A 19,848-nucleotide genomic window follows, 5' to 3' on the forward strand; every position below is an offset into this window, starting at 1 on the left:
GAGCGCCCACCGGCGCTGTTGTGGGGGCTAACTTCGGGGCTAATTCCTAGTAGCCTGCCGCCTGACCGTCCTTCCGCGACTCGCTGGCACCGAAGTAGACCTTCTGCCTGGGATCCCAGCGGATGGCCTGGTAGCCGCCGTAGCCGCCGAACATCCAGCCCACGCCATGGCCGCGGTTCATCAGCTCGCGGACCGTCTCGTATGGGAAGCCACTTTCCAGTTGGATGGTACCCGGCAGCCTCCCCTTCTCGCCGGTGGGCTCCGGCGAACCGTCGTGGCTCATGCGCGGGGCGTCACCAGCCTCCTGGGCGTTCATGCCGAAGTCGATGAGGTCCATGACGATCTGCGCGTGGCCGATGGGTTGGAACTCACCACCCATGACGCCGTAGCTGAGGAAGGGCTGGCCATCCTTGGTAATGAAGCCAGGGATGATGGTGTGGAAGGGCCGCTTGCCGGGGGCGTAGGTGTTGGCGTTGCCTTCTTCGAGGTTGAACAGCTCGCCGCGGTCCTGGAGACAGAAGCCCAGGTCGCCGGGCGTCATGCCGCTACCCATGCCGCGGTAGTTGCTCTGGATGAGGCTCACCATGTTGCCTTCGCCATCGGCGGTGGTGAGGTAGACCGTGTCGCCTTCCTTCAGGGGCGGGTGGCCCGCCTCCAGGCGGCGCGAGGCGCGATCGCCGATGAGGGCGCGGCGCTGGGCCGCGTAGTCCTTCGACAGCAGCCAGGAGAGCGGAACCTTCATGAAGGCCGCGTCCGCGTAGAACTTGGCCCGGTCCTCGAAAGCCAGCTTCTTGGCCTCCGTGAACAGGTGCACGTGCTGCGGGCTGCCGAAGGGGATCTTCGAGAAGTCGTAGCCCTCGAGGATGTTCAGCATCTGGAGGGCGGCGATGCCCTGGCCGTTGGGGGGCAGCTCCCACACGTCGTAGCCGCGGTAGTTCACGCTGACGGGCTCCACCCAGTCCGAGTGGTGGGCCGCCAGGTCCTCGTAGCTGAGGAAGCCGCCGTTGGCCTTCATGTAGGCGTCGATCTTCCGGGCGATCTCGCCCTTGTAGAAGGCATCGCGGCCGTCCCGGGCCAGGATCTCCAGTGTTTTCGCCAGGCGCGGGTTGCGGAACACTTCTCCGCTCACGGGGCCGCGCTTGCCGTCCACGGTGAAGGTCTCGAGGAATCCGGGGTACTTGCCCAGCACGGGCACGCTGCGGCCCCAGTAGTAGGCGATGAGCTCGGAAACCGGGAAGCCCTCCTTGGCGTAGCGGATGGCGGGCGCCAGCACCTGGGCCATGGGGAGCTTCCCGAACTTCCGGTGCAGCTCGAACCAGCCGTCCACGCAGCCGGGCACGCTCACGGGGAGCGGCCCCTGGGGTGGGATGTGCTTGAGGCCCAGCTTCTTGAAGTGCTCGAGGGTGAGTGACTGCGGCGAGCGCCCGCTGCCGTTGAGGCCGTGGAGTTTCTTCGTCTTCGCGTCCCACACGATGGCATAGAGGTCGCCGCCCATGCCGCTGCCGGTGGGTTCCATGAGGCCGAGCGCCGCGTCCGCCGCGATGGCCGCATCCACCGCGGACCCGCCCTGCTTCAGGATGTCGAGCGCGATCTGGGTCACCAGGGCCTGGCTGGTGCAGGCCATGCCGTGCTGGGCCGCCACCTCGGAGCGGGTGGCGAAGGCCCGGCCCGTGACGCGGTCGCCGGCGAGCAGGGAGAGGGCCGCCACGGAGAGCGCAAGGCAGGCCACAGGAAGGCGCGTCGAGAAGCGCATGGGGAACTCCGGGAGAGGTCCCCATTGAATCCCCGGTTGCCTCGCAAGTCGAGGCTTCATTTCAGGGCCCGCTGCGCCATGCTGGTGTCGAGGTGTCCCATGACGTTCGATGCTGCCACCCGGGAAGCTCATCTCCTGCGTTACCGTACGGGCCCCGCCCTGCTGCGCCGGGTCTGGGAGGAGGTGCCGGCGGAGGCCCGCACCTGGCGGCCCGCCGAGGGAAAGTGGAGCGCCCACGAGGTGGTGGTCCACTGCGCGGATTCCGAGACCTATGGCGCCATCCGCATCCGGCTCCTGTTGGCGGATCCCGAGCCTCTCATCGTGGGCTACGACGAGAACGCGTGGGCGCAGCGCTTCGACTACCATGCCTCGGATCCGGAGCTGGCCCTGCGGCTGATCGAGGCGGCGAGGGCACACACGATCACCCCGCTCGAGCGGCTTCCGGAATCGGCCTGGGGTCACATGGGACGTCACACGCACAGCGGTTCCTACGGCACCGATGACTGGCTTCGGAACTACGCCGCCCACCTGGAGGTCCACGCCGCCCAGATCCGGCGGAATGTGGCGGCCTGGAACAATCGCTGAACCTCCGTCGCCAAGTGTCGTAACATCCTCGCCGGCCACGGCTAGAATGAGCGACTCCCTGAAGGAGATTCCATGCCTCTCGTACGCATTTCCCATCGTTCCGGCGTGAGCGACGCCTACCGGCAGGCCTTGTCGGATGGCGTCCAGGAGGCGCTCACCGCGACGGTGAACGCCCCTGCCGACGACCGCTTCCATATCCTGACGGAGCATGCCTCAGGCTTGATCTTTGATCCCCATTACCTGGGCATCGATCGATCGCCGGAGTGGGTGGCCATCCAGATCACGCTCCGGAAGGGACGCACCGTGGAGATGAAGCAGGCGCTGTACCGCCGGATCGTGGAGAACCTGGCAAGGAATCCCGGTCTCCGTCCCGAGGACGTGATGATCTGCCTGGTGGAGAACGAGCTGGCCGACTGGTCCTTCGGGAAGGGTGAAGCCCAGTATGTCCGCTGATCTCGACCTGGACGCCTACCTGCGGCGCATCGGCTTCGCGGGCGAGCCGCGACCCGACCTGGCCACGCTGCGGGCCCTGCATCTGGCTCACGCCTCCACCATCCCCTTCGAGAACCTGGACATCCAGATGGGGTTGCCCATCCGGCTGGACCTGGCCTCGCTCAAGGCCAAGCTCGTGCAACGCCGTCGCGGCGGCTACTGCTTCGAGCAGAATGGCCTGTTCCTGGCGGTGCTGCGGCGGGTGGGCTTCGAGGTCATCCCCTGCGAGGCCCGGGTGCGACGGGGCGCGACTGCCCTGCTCCCCCGCACCCACATGCTGCTGCTGGTGCTGCTGGAGGGCCGCCGCTGGCTCTGCGACGTGGGCTTCGGCGGGGAGGGGCTGCTGCAACCCCTGCCGCTGGATGGCCAGCCCCATGTCCAGTTCCAGCGCCGGTACCGCGTGGTCGAGGAGGCGGATGGGGAGCCGCTGAACGTGCTCCAGTGCTTCCAGGACGGCGCCTGGGTGGACCTCTACGCGTTCCGGGCCGAGGAGCGGTTCCCGGTGGACTACGAGATGGCCAACCACTACACCAGCACCCATCCCGAGTCCCGCTTCCTGGCCACCCTCACGGCCCAGCTCCCGGGCCCCGAGGTGCGCCGGATCCTCCGCAACCGCGCCTATGCCGAGATCCGGGGCGACGCCATCGATGGCCGCGAGCTGGCGCCGGAAGAGGTCATCCCCGTCCTGAGGGAAGTCTTCGGGCTGGACGTGCCCGAGGGCGCGAGCTTCCGGGCCTTCGGGGGCTAGCCCCCGTAGCGCGTGGGAAGTGCCGCCAGTTCCCGCAATACTTCGCCGGCCAGGTGCCTTCTCTGAACCTCGGGGAGCTGGTCGGCCACGGGGTAGATCCGCTCCTCCTCCAGCGCGTTATGGGCGGCCAGGCGCCGCTGGACTGCCTCGGCCGCGGTCCGAGCCGCGGCCCAGTCCAACCCGGGTCCCTTGAGGGCGTTCACGGCCGTGGCCAGGGTGGCCATGAAGAAATCATGATCCTCGCGCAGGGTCCGGAGGGCCTCCGCCAGGTCCGGGCGGGCCTCGGCCACGGCGGGGAAGAGGGCCTTGTGCTCCGCGCGGATGTGCACGGCCAGGCGCATCCAGATCCGGTCCAGGGCGCGGTGCGCCTCCGGCTGGAGACTGCGATCCATGGCCATCCGGGCCTCTCCGAAGAGCGCATCGATCTCGGCATGGTCCGCCGCCAGGTGGCCTGCGATGGGGTCCGGGCTCTCCTTTCCGGCATTCGCCTGGGCGGCGATGACATGCTCGGCCTTCCCTGATTCGAAGATCTTCTGCAGCTCGAGGAAGGTGGCGCCCAGGGCGGAGCCCTGCGCCCGCCGCCGTCGCCAGTAGATCCAGCCGCGGGCCTCCATCCATAGCCCCAGTCGGTCCAGCAGGCCCAGGGCCACCACAACGAGGGCGAGGGCCAGGAGGGGGTCGGGCGGTGAGATGGACACGGAGTCTCCTGCCGGAGCGTGGGATCATGGTGCCATGACCAAGGTTGTGCCATGAGCGCCAAGGCGCCATCCACCAACGCCACGCGGCTGCTCAGGCAGGCGGGCGTACCCTACACCGAGCACCTCTACCGCTACGAGGACCACGGCGGCACGGCTGTGAGCGCGCGGGAGCTGGGGGTGGACGAGCACGCGGTCGTCAAGACGCTGGTGATGGAGGACGAGAAGGGCGCGCCGCTCATCATCCTCATGCACGGGGACCGCGAGGTGAGCACCAAGGAGCTGGCCCGCCAGATCGGCGCGAAGTCCGTGCAGCCCTGCAAGCCCGAGGTGGCCAACCGCCACAGCGGCTACCTGGTGGGCGGCACCAGCCCCCTGGGCACGAAGAAGGCCATGCCCGTCCATGCCGAGGCCACGATCTTCGACCTGCCGAAGATCTACCTCAACGGCGGCAGCCGCGGCTTCCTCGTGGGGCTGGATCCGAAGGATCTGGAGCGGGTGTTGAAGATCGTCCGGGTGAACGTGGCGATTCCGTAGGCGCCGACTTTCGGAGGTTTCGATGATGCACACCAAGCGACTCCTCGGCCGGACCGGCCTCTCCATTTCCCCGCTGGTTTTCGGTGGCAATGTGTTTGGCTGGACCATCGACAAGAAGGCCTCGTTCGAGATCCTGGACCGCTTCGCGGGAGCGGGTTTCGAGGCCTTGGACACCGCCGACGTCTACTCGATCTGGAAGCCCGGGAACCAGGGCGGCGAATCCGAGACGATCATCGGCGAGTGGATGCGGGACCGCCGCTGCCGCGACCGGATTGTCCTCATCACCAAGGTGGGCATGGAGATGGGGCCGGATCGGAAAGGCCTGTCCGCAGCCTGGATCGAGCGCGCGGTGGAGGATTCACTGCGCCGTCTCCAGACGGACCACATCGACGTTTATCTCTCCCACAAGTTCGATCCGGGCACGCCCCATGAGGAGACCCTCGCCGCCTACCAGAAGTTGATCGCCGCCGGGAAGGTGCGGGCCATCGGCGCCTCCAACTACGACGCAGGCCAGCTGGGCGCGGCCCTCAGCGCGTCCGCCAAGGGGCTTCCCCGCTACGAGGTGCTGCAGCCCGAGTACAACCTCTACGACCGCCAGAGCTATGACGGCGCCCTGCGGGACCTCGCCATGGCCGAGGGGCTGGGCGTCATCACCTACTTCAGCCTGGCCAAGGGCTTCCTCAGCGGGAAGTACCGCAGCGAGGCGGACCTGGGGAAGAGCCCGCGGGGGAAGGGGGTCAAGGGCTACCTGAACGAGCGGGGCTTCCGCATCCTGGGAGCGCTGGACACCGTGGCCGCGCGGCACGGGGCCAAGCCCGCGGAGGTGGCCTTGGCCTGGCTCATGGCGCACCCCGGCGTCACCGCCCCCATTGCCAGTGCCACCAGCCTGGAGCAGCTGGACAGCCTGATCCGCGCGGCATCGCTGACGCTGACCGCCGAAGACATGGCCGCCCTGGAGACCGCCAGCCGGTACTGAGTTTTGCCAGAGCTCAGCGCTCAGGCTTTGACATCCCGCTCATAGGCGTGCCGGAGCCAGGGCTGGACCCCATCGAGATCCGCCTCCGTGGTGATCTCCAGCTTGTGCGTGATCCGGTCCTTCTTCGGGAAGCCACCGGTGTCCTTGAGCCGCCCGAAGGGGTCCCTGACGGTGGCGGGATCGCCCAGCGCCAGGCCCAGATCCAGGCGCGAGGCGAAGGGCTTCACTTCGGCGAAGACGTGATGCCGGTAGAGGGGGACGATGGTCTCGCAGGGGCAGACCTTCACGTCGGAGCCGAGGCTCCGGGCCCGGAGGACGATGGCCTCGAAGAGCGGCCGCAGGGCGGCCCTCTTCCCCGCGTACTGGGCATCCACGTAGCCTGGTGCGGCAGCGAGGTAGCCTTCCGCCGTATCGTCGAAGGCGTGGCCGGGGGCGGCGCAGGCCCTCTGGGCCACCAGGCCGGCCTGGTTGCCGCCGAGACCCTGGGCCTTCAGCCAGACGGCGCAGCCCTTGAGGTGGGCCGGGGCCGCTTTCCGGGCCAGGGCCACCCAGGCCGCCAAGTCGCGGCCCGAGTTCCGCTCGAGGTTGGCGAGGATGGCCTGGATGTGGGCCACGCTGGGGTGTAGGTCATAGGGGCAGGGGACTTGGGATTGAACGGCCATGGAGGCTCCTGCCCGGAAGTCTAGCTGTGATCCCTGTCATGGGTTCCAGGTTCCACGACCGTGCTACCTTCCCTCCCAACCTTCCAATCCAATCCACCTCACCCCGTTCTCGGAGCCCTCCATGAGCGACGTGGAAATCAGCATCACCCAGCAGAAGACCATCCAGGCGCTGCAGAAGGGGGAGGCCCCCATTCCGATGAGGGGCTGGCTCGCCAAGCAGGCGGCCATCAACTACGAGGTGGAGCGGACCCTGGCAGAGGCCGATCCCGCGGCCTTCTGGGCCGACAAGGCCCGGGGCCTGGACTGGGCCGAGCCCTGGAAGGAGGTCTTCCAGTTCAACGCCCCCAACCACGCCTGGTTCCTGGGCGGGAAGCTCAACGCCACCGTGAACTGCATCGACCGCCACGTGCACAGCGACCGGCGCAACAAGGCCGCCCTGCTGTGGGTGGGCGAGGACGGCGACGAGCGCTCCTACACCTACAACCGCCTCTACCGCGAGATGAACCGCTTCGCCAACACACTCAAGCGCCTCGGCGTGAAGAAGGGTGATCGCGTCATCCTCTACATGCCGCTCACGCCCGAGGGCATCATCTCCATGCTGGCCTGCGCCCGCATCGGCGCCATCCACAGCGTGGTCTACGCGGGCATGGGCGCCCTGGCCCTGCGCACCCGCATCGAGGACGCCGGCGCCAAGGTCGTGGTGTGCTCTGACTTCACCTACCGGCGCGGCAAGGCCATCGCCCTCAAGCCCATCGTGGATGAGGCCGTGCGCGACCTGACCACCGTGGATCACGTCATCGTCCACCGCCGCGGATCGCGTCCCGGCGACGCGCTCGTGACCTTCGCCAGCGAGCGCGAGAAGGACTTCTACGATATCCAGCAGGGCCGCGACATCCACTGCGAGCCCGAGATGGTGGACGCCGAGCATCCCCTGTTCATCCTCTACACCAGCGGAACGACGGGGAAACCGAAGGGCGTGGTGCATGCCACCGGCGGCTACATGGTGGGCGTCAACTACCTGAGCAAGGCCTTCTACCAGATCCAGGAGCGGGACATCTACTGGAGCACCTCCGACATCGGCTGGATCGTGGGCCACAGCTTCATCGTCTACGGTCCCCTCAGCATCGGGGCGACCGTGCTGTGCCGCGAAGGCGCGCCGGACTACCCCAGCCCAGAGGTCACCTGGGAGCTCTGCGAGCGCTTCGGGGTGAACGTCATGTTCACGGCCCCCACGGCCGTGCGCATGTGGATGAGCCATGGGGCCGAGGCCCCCGGGAAGTTTGATCTGAGCAAGCTGCGTCTCCTGGCCTGCGCCGGCGAGCCGTTGAACCCCGAAGCCCACCGCTGGGCCCAGCAGCATCTCGTCGGACAGGGAAACGGCCAGGTGGTGGACAACTGGTGGCAGACGGAGATCGCCGGACCCGTCATCGGCACCCTGCCCACCTTCGAGGTCCGGCCGGGTAAGGCGGGCAAGCCCATGCCCGGAGCCCAACTCGCCGTGGTGAATCGCGACGGGAGTCCCGTGCCCGATGGCCAGGGCGGTCTTTTGGTGATCAAGTTCCCGCTGCCCTACATGCTGCGCACCGTGTGGAACGATCCCAAGCGCTACGAGGATTACTGGCGTGACATCCCCGGCTGCTACAGCGCCGGGGATGTGGCCGTGCGGGATGCCGATGGCTACATCGCGGTGCTGGGCCGCTCCGACGATGTGCTCAATGTGGCGGGCCACCGCATTGGCACTGCCGACATCGAGGGTTCGCTCATCCGTCATCCGGCTGTGGCGGAAAGCGCCGTGGTGGGCATCCCCGACGCCATCAAGGGCGAGAGCATCAAGGCCTATGTGGTGGTCAAGGCCGGCGTCGAGGCGGGACCCGGCCTCATCGCCAGCCTCAAGGACCATGTCCGCGAGGACCTGGGCGGCATCGCCACCCCCTCGGACATCGAGATCCGAGCCAGCCTGCCCAAGACGCGCTCAGGCAAGATCGTCCGCCGCGCCCTCAAGGCCTGGGCCCTGGGGCAGGATCCGGGGGATCTGAGCACGCTCGCGGATTAGCCCTATCCGGGGGTTCTCCTCGCGGCGCGTGCGCCGCAAGGATCTAAGGTCTCGCTCCGCTTCGCTGCGCGCCTCCGTCTGACGCCACGCTACGCGTGGCTCCCGCCCGCCCGAGGGCTCGCGGAGACGGAGCCTCCCCCCGGACTCCCGCGCTCGGCTCGGCGGAGCCGTGCCTCGCTTTTGCTCTCCGGGGGGTCCCCCCGCAGCGCGTGCGCCGCGAGGATCTAAGGTCTCGCTCCGCTTCGCTGCGCATCTCCGTCTGACGCCACGCTACGCGTGGCTCCCGCTCGCCCGAGGGCTCGCGGACACGGAGCCTCCCCCCGGGCCCCCGCGCTCGGCTCGGCGGAGCCGTGCCTCGCTTTGCTCTCCGGAGGTTCCCCCCGCGGCGCGTGCGCCGCGAGGGTCCGAGGTCACGCGTTGGCTTTCGCTTCCAGGAAAAGATTCACCTGAATCTTGCATGAGATGCAGGTGAATCTATCTTGGGGCGGGGTGACCCATGTCCGATCCGCTGCGGTGGATGCTCCTCTTCCACCAACTCCCCGCCCAGCCCGCCTACCTGCGGGTGAAGGTCCGCCGCCAGCTCCAGTCGCTGGGGGCCGTCGCCCTCAAGAACTCGGTGCACGCCCTGCCGGCTTCGGAGGAGTCCACCGAGGATCTCCAGTGGATGGTCCGCCAGATCGAGGGAGCCGGCGGAGAGGCCTCCGTGGTGGAGGCCAGCCTGGTGGAGGGGCTTTCGGACGCGGACGTGGTGGCCCGGTTCCGGGCCGAGCGGGACGGGGACTACGCCGCCCTCGCCGGGGAGCTCCGCACGGCCCTCGAGGCGCCCGCGGAGGCGGACGCCGGCGCCCTGGCCCGCTTCCGCCGCCGGCTGGAGGAGATCCAGGCCCGGGACTTCTTCGGGGCCCAGCGTCGGGCCGAGGTCGAGGACCTGCTGGCCACCTGCGAGGCCCGCCTCCTGCCCGCGAGGGAAACCCCGCCTTCCGGCCCCGCGGAGGAGCTGCGCGGCCGCACCTGGGTCACCCGGAAGGGCATCCATGTGGACCGGATCGCCTGCGCCTGGCTCATCCGTCGCTTCATCGACCCGGAGGCCCGCCTCCGGTTCGTGGATCCGAAGGCCTACCGGCACCGGCGGGGGGACCTCCGCTTCGACATGGCCGAGGGCGAGTTCACCCACGAAGGCGACCGCTGCAGCTTCGAGACCTTCCTCCACCACCTGGACCTCCCCGCGCCGGGGCTCCGGCCCCTGGCCGAGCTGATCCACGACGTGGATCTGAAAGACCGCCGGTTCCAGCGCCCGGAAACCGAAGGCTTCGCGCGGGTCATCCAGGGCGTGGCCCTCCGGCACGCCGCGGATGAGGACCGGCTCGCGGCGGGCTCCGTGGTGCTGGACGCCTTCCTGGAAGCCCTGGCGCGGAGTCCCGCGTGACCGCCGCGGATGGGCGCTCCCCCTTGCGGGCCTTCGTCCTCTACTTCCTGAAGCTCGGCGCCTTCGGGTTCGGCGGTCCCATCGCGCTGGCAGGGGCCATGCACCGGGACCTGGTGGAGGCGCGGGGCTGGATCAGCGAGGCGGACTACCAGGAGGCGCTGACCCTGGCCCAGCTCGCGCCCGGACCCCTGGCGGCCCAGCTGGCGATCTACCTGGGCTACGTCCGGGCCGGCGTGCTCGGGGCCACGCTCGTGGGGTTCACCTTCATCCTGCCGTCCTTCCTGATGGTGATCGGGCTCTCCGTGCTGTACGTGGCCTACGGCGGGCTCCGGTGGATGCAGGCGGTCTTCTACGGCGTCGGGGCGGCGGTCATCGGCATCATCGCCCGGTCCGCCTTCAAGCTCGGCAAGGCCACCCTGCGGAAGGACCCCCTGGCCTGGGGGATCTTCCTGGTGGTGGGCGCCACGACGGCCCTCACGGGGCGGGAGTGGGTCTCCCTGGTCCTGCTGGGGGGCCTCCTGGCCTGGATCCTCCGGGCCCGTCCCGGTCGGCGGCCGGTGGTGACGGGCTTCGCGCCCTGGCTGCTGACGGGGGCCCAGGGGGCGGTCCCGGCGGCCACGGCCGGGACGGTGCTCTGGTTCTTCGCCAAGGCGGGCCTCTTCGTCTTCGGCTCGGGCCTGGCCATCGTGCCCTTCCTCCACGGCGGCGTGGTCAACGAGTGGCACTGGCTCACGGAGCGCCAGTTCCTGGATGCCGTGGCCGTCGCGATGATCACGCCGGGGCCCGTGGTCATCACCGTGGCCTTCATCGGCTACCTGGTCGCCGGGCCCCTCGGTGCCTGCGCGGCGGCGGTGGGCGTCTTCCTCCCCGTCTACCTGATGGTGGTGCTCGCGGCGCCGTTCTTCCGGCGGCACGGGAAGGACCCGGGCCTGAAGGCCCTGGTCACGGGCGTGACGGCCGGGGCCACCGGGGCCATCGCCGGCGCGGTGCTGGTGCTGGGCCGGGGGGCCATCCGCGACCTGCCCACGGCCCTCATCGGCCTCGGCACCCTCGGGCTCATCTGGAAGACCAAGATCCCCGAGCCCCTGCTGGTGCTGGCGGCAGGCCTGCTCGGTCTGGGCCTCTACCATGGCTAGGCGCGTGGCCCTGGCGCTCCTGGGCGGCCTGGGCGGCAGCCTGTGGGCGGAGGCCCCGCCCACAGTGAGGGCCGCCCACGCCTCCACCCCGATCCGCGTGGACGGCCGTCTGGACGAGGCCGCCTGGCTCGGGACGCCGGAGATCCGCCTCACCCAGCAGGCGCCGGTCCCCGGCGCGCCGACGCCCTTCGCCACCACCGCGAAGGTCCTGGTCGCCCCGGAGGGCCTGTACGTGGGGATCCGGTGCGCGGATCCGGATCCGTCGGGGATCGTCGCCCACACCCTCCAGCGGGACGGGGACTTCAGCGGCGACGATGCGGTGACGCTCGTGGTGGACACCCTCGGCGATGGGCACACGGCCTACAGCTTCCAGGTGAACGCGTCGGGGGCCCGCGCCGACGGCCTGGTCTCAGGCCCCGAGTCCGTGTCCCTCGACTGGGATGGCCTCTGGGAGGCGGCCACCGCCCGGGATGGCACCGGCTGGAGCCTCGAGATCTTCATCCCCAGCCGCACCCTGCGCTTCGATCCGGCGCGGGACCGGTGGGGCTTCAACCTCGAGCGCCAGGTGGCCCGCGAGCGCCTGACCCTGCGCTGGGCCTCCCCCATCCTCGACGCCAAGCTGCCGGACATGGGCCGGGCGGGCCTCCTGGAGGGCGTGGCCGGCCTGAAGCGGGGGAGCGGGCTCTCCGTGAGCCCCTTCCTGCTGGCCCAGCGCCAGGCGGACTTCCAGGAAGGCAGACGCTCCGCCCGGGGCCGGATGGGGCTCGACGTGGAGGCGTCGCTCACGAACCAGCTGTCCGGCATGCTCACCTACCGGCCGGACTTCGCGGAGACTGAGGTCGACTCCCGCCAGATCAACCTGACGCGCTTCCCGCTCTACTTCCCCGAGAAGCGGGCCTTCTTCCTGGAGGGCGCGAACCAGTTCCAGTTCGGCCTCGGCCTGGACAGCGACTTCATCCCCTTCTTCTCCCGCACGGTGGGGCTGGCCGCGGGCGCGCCGGTCCCCCTCAGCGGCGGCGGCAAGGTCATCGGCCGCGTGGGGCCGGTGTCCGTGGGCGCCCTGAGCATCCGGCAGGAGGGCTCCGCGGTGCGCGGCGGAACGGACCTCTCCGCCGCCCGCGTGAGCTGGGATGTGGACGAGCACCTCCGCCTCGGCGCCATCGGCACCCAGGGGAATCCCCAGGGGCCGGGAAGCAACCGCCTGGCGGGGCTGGACGCCGTGTGGCAGACCTCCCGGCTCTTCGGCGACAAGCTGTTCGAGGTGGGGCTGTGGACGGCCCGGAGCGCCGGGACCGCCCTCCCGGAAGGCGACCCCGGGGGCTGGGGGTTCAAGGTCGACTATCCGAACGACCTCTGGGACATCAGCCTGAAGGTGAACCGCTTCGGGGAGGCGCTGGATCCCGGCATGGGCTTCCTCCCGCGGCCGGGGACGCGGCAGCTGTCCGCGGGCCTCGCCTACCAGCCGCGTCCGGCCTCGCCGTCGCTGGCCTGGATCCGGCAGGCCTTCTACGAGGTGAGCCTCTTCCGCGTGGAGGACCTCCGCGGGAACCTCCAGAGCTCGGAGCTCTTCACGGCCCCCTTCAATGTGGTGACCGCCTCGGGAGATCACTTCGAGGCCAACTGGCAGCCCCAGGTGGAGGTGCTGGCCCAGCCCTTCGAGATCAGCCCCGGCGTGATCATCCCGGCCGGAGAGTACCGCTTCGACCGCTGGCGGCTGCTGGCGGAGAGTGCGGCCACGCGGCTGTGGCAGGTGGGGACGACGGTCTGGTTCGGCGAGTTCTACGGCGGGCGCCTCTTCCAGTGGATCCAGTCCGTGGGCGGGAACGCCCGGGACGGCCACATCCGGTGGACCGCCTCCGCCGAGAACGACTTCGCGCGGCTGCCCTGGGGGAACTTCACCCAGCGGCTGCTGCAGCTCCGCGGCGAGTACGGATGGGGCCCGGGCCTGATCCTGTCGGGCCTCCTGCAGTACGACACCGCCTCCCGAAGCCTGGGGTCGAACCTCCGCCTGCGTTGGGAGGTCCGTCCCCAGGCCGAGGCTTTCCTGGTCTGGACCCGAGGCTGGGAGCGGCCGGACCTGAACGGGCCGCTGCGCTTCCTGCCCCGCCAGGAGGTCCTCAGCGCCAAGCTCCGCTGGACCTTCCGTCCTTGAGTCATCCGGGAGTCCCCATGACCTTCCTGCCGGTTCCACCCTCCAAGCGTTTTCCCTGGACCCTCCTCATGCTGCTGGCGCCCGTGGCCTGCCAATCGAGGCCCAAGGCCCCCGCGCCGCTCGTGTCCGTCGCGGAGGTGCCCCTGCCGGGCGCCGCCTCCCGGTTCGACTACGCCAGCCTCGACGCCGCGGCCCACCGGCTCTACCTCGCCCACATGGGCGCGGGCGAGGTGGTGGTCTTTGATACCGCCGCCCGCAAGGTGCTGGCGGTCCTGCCGGGCTTCCCGAGCTGCACCGGCATCCTCGCGGTCCCCGGCCGCCACGAGCTGTATGTCAGCGTGGCCGGCGAGGGGAAGGTGGCGATCCTGGACACGGACACGCTGCGCGAGCTGGCCCGGGTGCCGGCGGGGCGGTTCCCGGACGGGCTGGCCTTCGATCCCGAGCACGGGCGCGTCTTCGTGTCGGACGAGCGGGGGGGGCAGGTCGTGGTGATCGACGCGGCCTCCCGCCGGGCCATCGCCGCCATCCCCCTGGGCGGCGAGGTGGGCAACACCCAGTACGACCCCGTGTCCCGGCGCATCTACAGCAATGTCCAGACCCGGAACCAGCTCGTCACCATCGACCCGGCGGCCTTGTCGGTGGTGGCCCGCCTGGACCTGCCCGGCGCGGAGGGGAACCACGGCCTGGCCCTCGATCCGGAACGTCACCTGGCCTTCGTGGCCTGCGAGGGGAATGCGAAACTCCTGGTGGTGGACCTCGCGGCCGGCAAGGTCACCGCCTCCTTCCCCGTGGGCCGGGATCCCGATGTGCTCGCGTTCGACCCCACGGCCCGGCGGCTCGTGGTCGCTGCCGAGTCGGGCCCGACGGTCGTTTTCCTGGGCGAGGGCGCCACCCTCCGCCGGGAGGGAGACCAGGACGTCGGCCCCAACGCCCACGTCGTGGTCATCGATCCTGGAACGCACTGGCTCTATGTCCCCCTGAAACGCATGGGCTCCGGGCCCGGGCTCCGTATCTTGGAGCCCAGGCGCCCCTGAGCCGGCTTCCTTCGAAGCCAGCATCCTAGAAGATCCGCACCAGGTTGAACCCCAGGGCCCAGCGCCCCGGGGGTCTGGGGCCGCCGGCGTAGTCGCCGCCCAGGACCTGGTGGGCGGTGGTCCCCTGGACGTTGGTGGCCAGGAGGGTGAAGCGGTGGCCCTTGGTCTGGAAGCGGTAGCCCACGGCGTAGCCGGGCTCGTAGGTCGCACGATCCAGGCGGGAGGGGCGGGGGTAGTACTCGGCCAGGACCGACTGGCTTTCGGCGAAGCGCCACCGGAAGCTCGCCCCGGCGGTGAAGAGCGCCTGGTCCCTAGTGGTGGTGCGGGACAGCCAGGTGGGCACGAGACTGACCGTGAAGGCGCCCGCCGCGAACTCCGCGGGGAGCTGCACGGCCGCACCGGAGATGCCCACGGTTCCGAAGGCGTAGGTGGTCCGCTGGATGGTCTCGTCGAAGCGCTCCACCCGCACTGCCAGGCGGACATGGGGGCGGTTCAGGATCCGCTCCTGGAGGGCCAGGGTGACGGTCTTGCCATCCGCCGTGCGGTAGATCTGGGCGTTGAGCCCCGGCACCGCGGCGATGCCGAGGTCGAAGCCCAGGCCCGGGAAGTTGCCGCCATCCAGGCCATAGAGATCCTTCGAGTTCCCCTTGGCGGATTCGGTGAAGCGGTGCGTGAAGCGGATGGCGGGCTGCCAGCCCTCGAGGTGGTCCGCCGTGGGCAGGTTGAGGCCCAGGGGCAGATCCGAGTCCTGGGCCGACAGCCCGGCGGGGAGGAGCAGGGAGAAACAGAGGAACGGGAGGATCGGCTGGAGCGTCATGGGCGGCACCGGCCGGGTCAGGTCAGCCGCGTGGCGGCGGAGACGGGCTTGGAAGGATCGATCACCAGGGCCCCGCCCGGCGTGGCTTCGCTGACTTCGTAGTGCTGGAGGGTGGATCCCACCGGGGCCGGTCCCTGGGTCACGGTGCCGTTGAGATCGTACTGGCTGCCGTGGCAGGGGCAGCTGAAGCCGGTCTGCGTGGGGCCGAGGCGTCCGCCCTGGTGCAGGCAGCTCGCGTTGAAGGCGTAGATGCCGCCGCTGTCCCGGACGAGGTAGTAGCCCTGGGCGGCTCCGAAGACCAGCGGGCAGCTCCCGGAGGCGGTGGTGGTGTAGTCCTTCACCGTTCCCGACGGCTGGGCCAGCATGCTGGCCTTCGTCTCCGAAGTGGTGACGGGGCTGGGCGGGGGTGGCGGAGGCGGCGGCGGTGGCGCCGAAGCGGATCCCCCACCGCCCCCTCCGCAGGAGACGACGGCGGCCGCGGCGGCCACGGCGAGGGCGCAGGCGCAGAACTCCCGGCGGTCGAGGCTACTGGATGGAGCAGAGATGGGGGTGGATGGTTCGGGGCGGGACATGGGACCTCCTCAAGGGGGACCGCGGCCGTGGCCACGGGACCTGCGGGCGAGGATGCAGCGCGGCCCACGACGGTCCCAGATCCGGATGGCAGAAACCGGCCCCTCCGGTCTGGCGTCCGCCCTGGCCGTGGGCGCATCCTGTTCGGGACATCCCGCCGATTCCGCCCCGGAGCTCCCGTGCCCCCCTTCAACCACCTCCATCCCGCCATCGTCCACTTTCCCATCGCGCTGCTGATGACGGCGCCACTCCTCTTCCTCATCGGCGCACTCTGGCCCGCCCAGCGCCGGGGCATCCACGCCATGGCGCTGCTCCTGCTGCTGCTCGGGCTCGCGGGAGCGCTGCTGGCCCTGGCCACGGGGGACGCCGCGGAGAACCTCGCGCACCGGACGCCGGCGCTGCGGGCCGCGCTGGACCAGCATGAGGAGTCGGCCGAGTGGACCGTGGCCATCTTCAGCGTTCTGGCGGGGACCTGGGTCCTCCGCCTGGGGGTCTCCCGGTTCCTCCATCGGGATCTGCCGCCGCGCCTGGCCCGGGTCCTGTTCATCCTCTGGCTGCTGGTCAGCGCCATGGGCGTGGCGGCCCTGCTCCGCACGGGCCACCTGGGCGGCCACATGGTCCACGACCTGCACACCCACGGGGGCGAGCCCTGAGCGGTGGGTGACTGCGGTTAGGCTGGTGGGATGAAGCCCCGCCAGTATGCCGTCCTCCTGCTCCTCGGCTTCGCGTCGGGGCTTCCGCTGTTTCTCACGGGTTCGACGTTGAAGGCCTGGATGACGGACGAGAAGCTGAGCCTGGCCACCATCGGCCTCTTCAGCTTCGTGACGCTGCCCTACAGCCTGAAGGTGTTCTGGGCGCCCTTCCTGGACCGTTTCTCCCTGCCGGGCCTGGGCCGGCGGCGGGGCTGGATGCTGGTCATGCAGGCGGGCATGGCGCTCGCGCTCGCCCGGCTGGCCCTCATCCAACCGCACCTGGACCTGCTCCGGGTGGTGGTCTTGGCGCTGGCCGTGGCCGTCACCAGCGCCACCTTCGACATCGCCGTGGATGCCTGGCGGGCCGAGGCCCTGGACCAGAAGCACCTGGGCCTGGGCAACAGCATCCACATCGCCGCCTACCGTGTGGCCATGCTGGTGAGTGGCGGCCTGGCGCTCATCCTGGCGGACAAGCTGGGCTGGCGGGCCACCTACCTCGCCATGGCCGGCCTCACAGTCCTGGGCATGATCGGCACCTGGATGGCGGAGAACACCGACGCCGTGGCCCGGGCCCCGCGCACGCTGCGGGAGGCCATCTCCGGGCCCCTCAAGGATCTGCTCCAGCGCCGGGGCATTGCCTACCTGCTGGCCTTCGCCGTGTTCTACAAGCTGGGCGACTGGCTGGCGGAATCCATGACCATCCCCTTCCTGCTGCGGGGCATGGGCTTCACGAAGACCGAGATCGGCTTCGTGCAGAAGACCACGGCCATGGTGGCCATCATCCTGGGCGGCCTGCTGGGCGGCTGGATGCTCACGCGCATGAGCCTGCGCAAAGCGCTCTGGATCTGCGGCTTCGTGCAGGCTGGTAGCATCCTGGGCTTCTGGACCATCTCCCTGCTGGGCCGCCACCTGCCCCTGCTGGTGGCCGCCAACACGCTGGAGAACCTTGCCTACGGCATGGGGGGCAGCGCCTTCGCGGCCCTGCTCATGGGGGCCTGCAACCGCAGCTACACCGGCACCCAGTACGCGCTGTTCAGCGCCCTCATGGCCCTGCCGCGCACGCTCTTCGCGGGCCTCACGGGCTTCATGGCGGACTGGTACGGCTGGAAGCTCTACTTCCCTGTCTGCGCCGCGGCGGCCATCCCGGGCCTTCTCCTGCTGCTGCTCTGGGACCGCTGGGGGCTGCAGGAGACAGACGGGGCCTGATCACTTCACCATTGGCCGGCTCGCCCCGCGCCAGGCCCGCATCCCGCCCTGGAGGACGTAGACCCACTCGAAGCCCCGGGCGGTGAGGAGCCTGAGGGCGCGATGGGACAGCGCGTCCGTCTCGTCCACGAGGACGAGGGCGCGCTTGGCCTGAGGGTCCGGGGATCCGAAGCGCCGGGTGAGTTCCGCGAAAGGCACGTGCAGGCAGCCCCGGATGTGGCCCTGCCGGAAGGCCGCCTCGTCCCGCAGGTCCACCAGCAGGACGCCGGGGCCCTGGAGCAGCTCCTCGACCTGGAGGGGATCGAGCACGGGCCGTCCGCGGCCCCGGCGCCAGGAGCGGAGGCGCGGCAAGGCCACCCCGAAGAGCAGGAGGAGGCAGAGGGCCGCGAAGACCAGGCCCGGCAGGAAGGGGTACGTCTCCATCCAGCCTCTCAGCGTCGTCAGGGCCTGTGCGTGCGGAGACATGGCACCTCCCGGTACGGGGATGATGCCCCGGCCTCAGACCTCCGGCAAGCCCAGAGCGGCCGCGAGGGCACGGAAGGCCTCGGGGATCGGCGCCACCGCGTCGATGCGGGCGCCGGTCAGGGGGTGGTCCACGGACAGCTTCCAGGCGTGGAGGGCCGGATGGGGCAGCAGCAGGGCCCCGCCGTCCAGGTCCTTCCAGCGGCCGGGGCCGCCGTAGAGCGGGTCGCCCATGAGCGGGGCCCGCAGGTGGGCGAGGTGGACCCGGATCTGGTGCGTCCGGCCCGTGAGCAGCTCGCACTCCACCAGGGCCACGCTGGTGGTGCGGGCCAGCACGCGGATGCGGGTCTGCGCGGGGCGCCCGCCCTCGGCCACCACCATGCGCAGGCGGTCCTGCTTGTGGCGGGCGATGGGCTCGTCGATGAGGAGGCTGCCCAGCTGGGGCAGGCGGGGCGAGTGGCGCACCAGGGCCAGGTAGCGCTTCTCCACGGTGCGGGCCTTGAACTGGGCCTGGATGGCCCGCTGGGCCTCGGCGGTCTTGGCCAGGCAGAGGCAGCCCGTGGTGTAGCGGTCCAGGCGATGCACGAGGCCGGGCCATCCGGAAGCCAGCTCCTCGGTGTCCTCGCCTTCCTCGTCAGCGCCTTCGAGGATCACGGGCGCCTTCAGCCGGTGGAGGAGCGCGTTCACCACCGTGCCGCCGGCATGGCCCGGCCCGGGGTGCACCACCATGCCCGCGGGCTTGTCCACGATCCACAGCTGGCCGTCTTCGAACAGCGTGGGCAGGTCGATGGCCTCGGCCTCCAGGTGGGCGGCCGGGACGGCGATGATGGGCAGTTCCGTCTCCACCAGGTCGCCGGGGCGCAGCTTCACGCCGCCCTTGGACACCGGCTGTCCGTTCACCTTCACCTCGCCCGTGCGCACGTGGGCGTCCCAGCGCGCCCGGGGCACCTCGGGGAAGCGGTCCGCCAGGAAGCGGTCCAGGCGGGGGGCGCCGTCCTCGGCGCGGAGGCTGATCATCGGGTCGCTTCCTTCCGGCGGCTCCAGAAGAGCCAGAGGCCCGCGCCCAGCATCATGAAGGCCACGCCCGTGAGACGGCCGGTGCTGAGCCAGGCCCAGCCCAGCCAGCCCGTGCCGCGGTCTCCGTCGCCGCGCCAGGTCTCGGTGACAATGCGGCCCAGGCCCTCCACCAGGAAGTAGAGGGAGAAGATCTGGCCCTGGAACTGGCGTTTCCCGCGGGCCAGCAGGAGGACGGCCATCACCGTGAGGTTGGCGAAGCTGTTGTAGAGCTGCACGGGGTGCAGGGGGATGTCGAGCGGGGTGCCGCTGAAGGCGTGGGCGATGGGGTCGGTGAAGGTGGCGGCCCAGGCCACGTGGGTTTCCGTGCCGTAGCAGCAGCCGGCGGAGAAGCAGCCCAGGCGGCCGATGGCCTGGCCCAGGGCCACGCCGGGCACCAGGGCGTCGCCGGTGAGGCGCAGGGGCAGGCCCTGGCCCTTGCGGAGCTTCCAGAAGAAGGTGGCCGTGGCGGCGATGATGCCGCCATGGATGGCCCCGCCGGCCCGCAGCGTGGACATCGTGAAGATCTCGCGGAAGGTCATGGCGCCTTCCTGGCCGGCGGGCGTGAAGAGGCCCACGATGATCATCAGCAGCTTGGAGCCCAGGATGGCGGCGATGAGGACGGCGATGGCCAGGTCCGTGATGGCGGCCGGGTTCAGCCCATCCAGCTTCGCCTGCCGCTTGGCCAGGGCCGTGCCCGCGAAGAAGGCGATGGCCAGCAGCAGCCCGTAGGTGCCCAGGGGGAAGGAACCGATCTCGAAAAGAACTGGATGCATGCGGGATCCCGACGGGAGACTGG

At 70.3% G+C, this 19,848-nt stretch carries 20 protein-coding genes; 12 read left to right on the forward strand and 8 right to left on the reverse strand.

What is annotated here, in order from left to right; translation table 11 throughout:
- Positions 1-46: 46 nt before the first annotated feature.
- The gene (gene ggt / locus MLG87_RS14430) at positions 47-1,753 is read right to left on the reverse strand and encodes a gamma-glutamyltransferase (RefSeq protein WP_243295797.1); all 1,707 of its coding nucleotides are present in this window, start codon (positions 1,751-1,753) and stop codon (positions 47-49) included.
- Between the two features lie 99 nt (positions 1,754-1,852).
- Between ggt and MLG87_RS14435 the strand changes: the two genes are divergently transcribed.
- The 3 genes from MLG87_RS14435 (at position 1,853) to MLG87_RS14445 (ending at position 3,578) form a co-directional block, all read left to right on the forward strand.
- The gene (locus MLG87_RS14435; RefSeq protein ID WP_243295798.1) at positions 1,853-2,338 is read left to right on the forward strand and encodes a DinB family protein; all 486 of its coding nucleotides are present in this window, start codon (positions 1,853-1,855) and stop codon (positions 2,336-2,338) included.
- 72 nt (positions 2,339-2,410) lie between these two features.
- Complete coding sequence (locus MLG87_RS14440) at positions 2,411-2,791, forward strand: tautomerase family protein (RefSeq protein ID WP_243295799.1); 381 nt, start codon at positions 2,411-2,413, stop codon at positions 2,789-2,791.
- Positions 2,781-3,578, forward strand: a complete 798-nt coding sequence (locus MLG87_RS14445; protein WP_243295800.1) for an arylamine N-acetyltransferase family protein — start codon at positions 2,781-2,783, stop codon at positions 3,576-3,578. The genes MLG87_RS14440 and MLG87_RS14445 overlap by 11 nt, the downstream gene beginning before the upstream one ends.
- Here MLG87_RS14445 and MLG87_RS14450 read toward each other — a convergent pair.
- The gene (locus tag MLG87_RS14450; protein ID WP_243295801.1) at positions 3,575-4,276 is read right to left on the reverse strand and encodes a hemerythrin domain-containing protein; all 702 of its coding nucleotides are present in this window, start codon (positions 4,274-4,276) and stop codon (positions 3,575-3,577) included. The two genes, MLG87_RS14445 and MLG87_RS14450, sit on opposite strands and share 4 nt — an antisense overlap.
- A 51-nt stretch (positions 4,277-4,327) precedes the next feature.
- Between MLG87_RS14450 and ybaK the strand changes: the two genes are divergently transcribed.
- Both ybaK and MLG87_RS14460 read left to right on the forward strand, forming a co-directional pair.
- Positions 4,328-4,810, forward strand: a complete 483-nt coding sequence (gene ybaK, locus MLG87_RS14455; protein WP_243295802.1) for a Cys-tRNA(Pro) deacylase — start codon at positions 4,328-4,330, stop codon at positions 4,808-4,810.
- A 25-nt stretch (positions 4,811-4,835) separates the two neighbouring features.
- The gene (locus MLG87_RS14460; RefSeq protein ID WP_243295803.1) at positions 4,836-5,786 is read left to right on the forward strand and encodes an aldo/keto reductase; all 951 of its coding nucleotides are present in this window, start codon (positions 4,836-4,838) and stop codon (positions 5,784-5,786) included.
- Between the two features lie 20 nt (positions 5,787-5,806).
- Here the strand turns inward: MLG87_RS14460 and MLG87_RS14465 are convergent, their stop codons facing one another.
- Positions 5,807-6,448 (reverse strand): DUF5655 domain-containing protein, encoded by a 642-nt coding sequence (locus MLG87_RS14465; RefSeq protein WP_243295804.1) that lies wholly within the window; start codon positions 6,446-6,448, stop codon positions 5,807-5,809.
- A 121-nt stretch (positions 6,449-6,569) separates the two neighbouring features.
- Between MLG87_RS14465 and acs the strand changes: the two genes are divergently transcribed.
- From acs to MLG87_RS14490, 5 genes are all read left to right on the forward strand, one after another.
- Positions 6,570-8,501, forward strand: a complete 1,932-nt coding sequence (gene acs / locus MLG87_RS14470; protein WP_243295805.1) for an acetate--CoA ligase — start codon at positions 6,570-6,572, stop codon at positions 8,499-8,501.
- A gap of 496 nt (positions 8,502-8,997) precedes the next feature.
- Positions 8,998-9,927 carry a chromate resistance protein ChrB domain-containing protein gene (locus MLG87_RS14475; RefSeq protein WP_243295806.1) on the forward strand — a complete coding sequence of 310 codons (930 nt, stop codon included), beginning with the start codon at positions 8,998-9,000 and terminating at the stop codon, positions 9,925-9,927.
- Complete coding sequence (locus MLG87_RS14480; RefSeq protein ID WP_243295807.1) at positions 9,924-11,063, forward strand: chromate transporter; 1,140 nt, start codon at positions 9,924-9,926, stop codon at positions 11,061-11,063. Before MLG87_RS14475 ends, MLG87_RS14480 begins: the two co-directional genes overlap by 4 nt.
- A complete protein-coding gene (locus tag MLG87_RS14485) occupies positions 11,056-13,215 on the forward strand; it encodes a carbohydrate binding family 9 domain-containing protein (RefSeq protein ID WP_243295808.1) in 2,160 nt (719 codons plus the stop codon). The genes MLG87_RS14480 and MLG87_RS14485 overlap by 8 nt, the downstream gene beginning before the upstream one ends.
- A gap of 17 nt (positions 13,216-13,232) precedes the next feature.
- Positions 13,233-14,249, forward strand: coding sequence for a YncE family protein (locus tag MLG87_RS14490; protein ID WP_243295809.1), 1,017 nt, complete (start codon positions 13,233-13,235; stop codon positions 14,247-14,249).
- Positions 14,250-14,274: 25 nt separating this feature from the next.
- Here MLG87_RS14490 and MLG87_RS14495 read toward each other — a convergent pair whose 3' ends face one another.
- Both MLG87_RS14495 and MLG87_RS14500 read right to left on the reverse strand, forming a co-directional pair.
- Positions 14,275-15,066, reverse strand: coding sequence for a DUF5777 family beta-barrel protein (locus MLG87_RS14495; RefSeq protein ID WP_243295810.1), 792 nt, complete (start codon positions 15,064-15,066; stop codon positions 14,275-14,277).
- Positions 15,067-15,083: 17 nt separating this feature from the next.
- Positions 15,084-15,638 carry a Rieske (2Fe-2S) protein gene (locus MLG87_RS14500; RefSeq protein WP_243295811.1) on the reverse strand — a complete coding sequence of 185 codons (555 nt, stop codon included), beginning with the start codon at positions 15,636-15,638 and terminating at the stop codon, positions 15,084-15,086.
- 177 nt (positions 15,639-15,815) lie between these two features.
- Between MLG87_RS14500 and MLG87_RS14505 the strand changes: the two genes are divergently transcribed.
- On the forward strand, positions 15,816-16,289 hold the full coding sequence (locus MLG87_RS14505; RefSeq protein ID WP_243295812.1) for a DUF2231 domain-containing protein: 474 nt from the start codon (positions 15,816-15,818) through the stop codon (positions 16,287-16,289).
- Between the two features lie 30 nt (positions 16,290-16,319).
- Complete coding sequence (locus MLG87_RS14510) at positions 16,320-17,534, forward strand: AmpG family muropeptide MFS transporter (protein WP_243295813.1); 1,215 nt, start codon at positions 16,320-16,322, stop codon at positions 17,532-17,534.
- Here MLG87_RS14510 and MLG87_RS14515 read toward each other — a convergent pair whose 3' ends face one another.
- Genes MLG87_RS14515 through MLG87_RS14525 form a run of 3 tightly spaced genes read right to left on the reverse strand, consistent with a single transcriptional unit; the run spans position 17,535 to position 19,825 of the window.
- A complete protein-coding gene (locus MLG87_RS14515; protein ID WP_243295814.1) occupies positions 17,535-17,999 on the reverse strand; it encodes a rhodanese-like domain-containing protein in 465 nt (154 codons plus the stop codon).
- Positions 18,000-18,032: 33 nt separating this feature from the next.
- Entirely contained in the window at positions 18,033-19,013 is a 981-nt protein-coding gene (locus MLG87_RS14520; RefSeq protein ID WP_243295815.1) for an RluA family pseudouridine synthase, read from the reverse strand.
- Positions 19,010-19,825: a prolipoprotein diacylglyceryl transferase gene (locus tag MLG87_RS14525; RefSeq protein WP_243295816.1), complete on the reverse strand. Its 816-nt coding sequence runs from the start codon at positions 19,823-19,825 to the stop codon at positions 19,010-19,012. The genes MLG87_RS14520 and MLG87_RS14525 overlap by 4 nt, the downstream gene beginning before the upstream one ends.
- Between the last annotated feature and the right edge of the window lie 23 nt (positions 19,826-19,848).

Origin of the sequence: Geothrix mesophila, assembly GCF_022808835.1 — a bacterium.
GTDB lineage: Bacteria > Acidobacteriota > Holophagae > Holophagales > Holophagaceae > Geothrix > Geothrix paludis.

Bases quoted from the DNA above. Each gene is read 5' to 3' on its own strand.
- MLG87_RS14485 (WP_243295808.1), top strand. From the start codon at position 11,056: ATGGCTAGGCGCGTGGCCCTGGCGCTCCTGGGCGGCCTGGGCGGCAGC.
- MLG87_RS14460 (WP_243295803.1), top strand. From the start codon at position 4,836: ATGCACACCAAGCGACTCCTCGGCCGGACCGGCCTCTCCATTTCCCCG.
- MLG87_RS14500 (WP_243295811.1), bottom strand. From the start codon at position 15,638: ATGTCCCGCCCCGAACCATCCACCCCCATCTCTGCTCCATCCAGTAGC.
- MLG87_RS14440 (WP_243295799.1), top strand. From the start codon at position 2,411: ATGCCTCTCGTACGCATTTCCCATCGTTCCGGCGTGAGCGACGCCTAC.
- MLG87_RS14435 (WP_243295798.1), top strand. From the start codon at position 1,853: ATGACGTTCGATGCTGCCACCCGGGAAGCTCATCTCCTGCGTTACCGT.
- MLG87_RS14510 (WP_243295813.1), top strand. From the start codon at position 16,320: ATGAAGCCCCGCCAGTATGCCGTCCTCCTGCTCCTCGGCTTCGCGTCG.
- MLG87_RS14520 (WP_243295815.1), bottom strand. From the start codon at position 19,013: ATGATCAGCCTCCGCGCCGAGGACGGCGCCCCCCGCCTGGACCGCTTC.
- MLG87_RS14515 (WP_243295814.1), bottom strand. From the start codon at position 17,999: ATGTCTCCGCACGCACAGGCCCTGACGACGCTGAGAGGCTGGATGGAG.
- MLG87_RS14465 (WP_243295804.1), bottom strand. From the start codon at position 6,448: ATGGCCGTTCAATCCCAAGTCCCCTGCCCCTATGACCTACACCCCAGC.
- MLG87_RS14445 (WP_243295800.1), top strand. From the start codon at position 2,781: ATGTCCGCTGATCTCGACCTGGACGCCTACCTGCGGCGCATCGGCTTC.
- MLG87_RS14475 (WP_243295806.1), top strand. From the start codon at position 8,998: ATGTCCGATCCGCTGCGGTGGATGCTCCTCTTCCACCAACTCCCCGCC.
- MLG87_RS14490 (WP_243295809.1), top strand. From the start codon at position 13,233: ATGACCTTCCTGCCGGTTCCACCCTCCAAGCGTTTTCCCTGGACCCTC.
- MLG87_RS14495 (WP_243295810.1), bottom strand. From the start codon at position 15,066: ATGACGCTCCAGCCGATCCTCCCGTTCCTCTGTTTCTCCCTGCTCCTC.
- MLG87_RS14525 (WP_243295816.1), bottom strand. From the start codon at position 19,825: ATGCATCCAGTTCTTTTCGAGATCGGTTCCTTCCCCCTGGGCACCTAC.
- acs (WP_243295805.1), top strand. From the start codon at position 6,570: ATGAGCGACGTGGAAATCAGCATCACCCAGCAGAAGACCATCCAGGCG.
- ggt (WP_243295797.1), bottom strand. From the start codon at position 1,753: ATGCGCTTCTCGACGCGCCTTCCTGTGGCCTGCCTTGCGCTCTCCGTG.
- ybaK (WP_243295802.1), top strand. From the start codon at position 4,328: ATGAGCGCCAAGGCGCCATCCACCAACGCCACGCGGCTGCTCAGGCAG.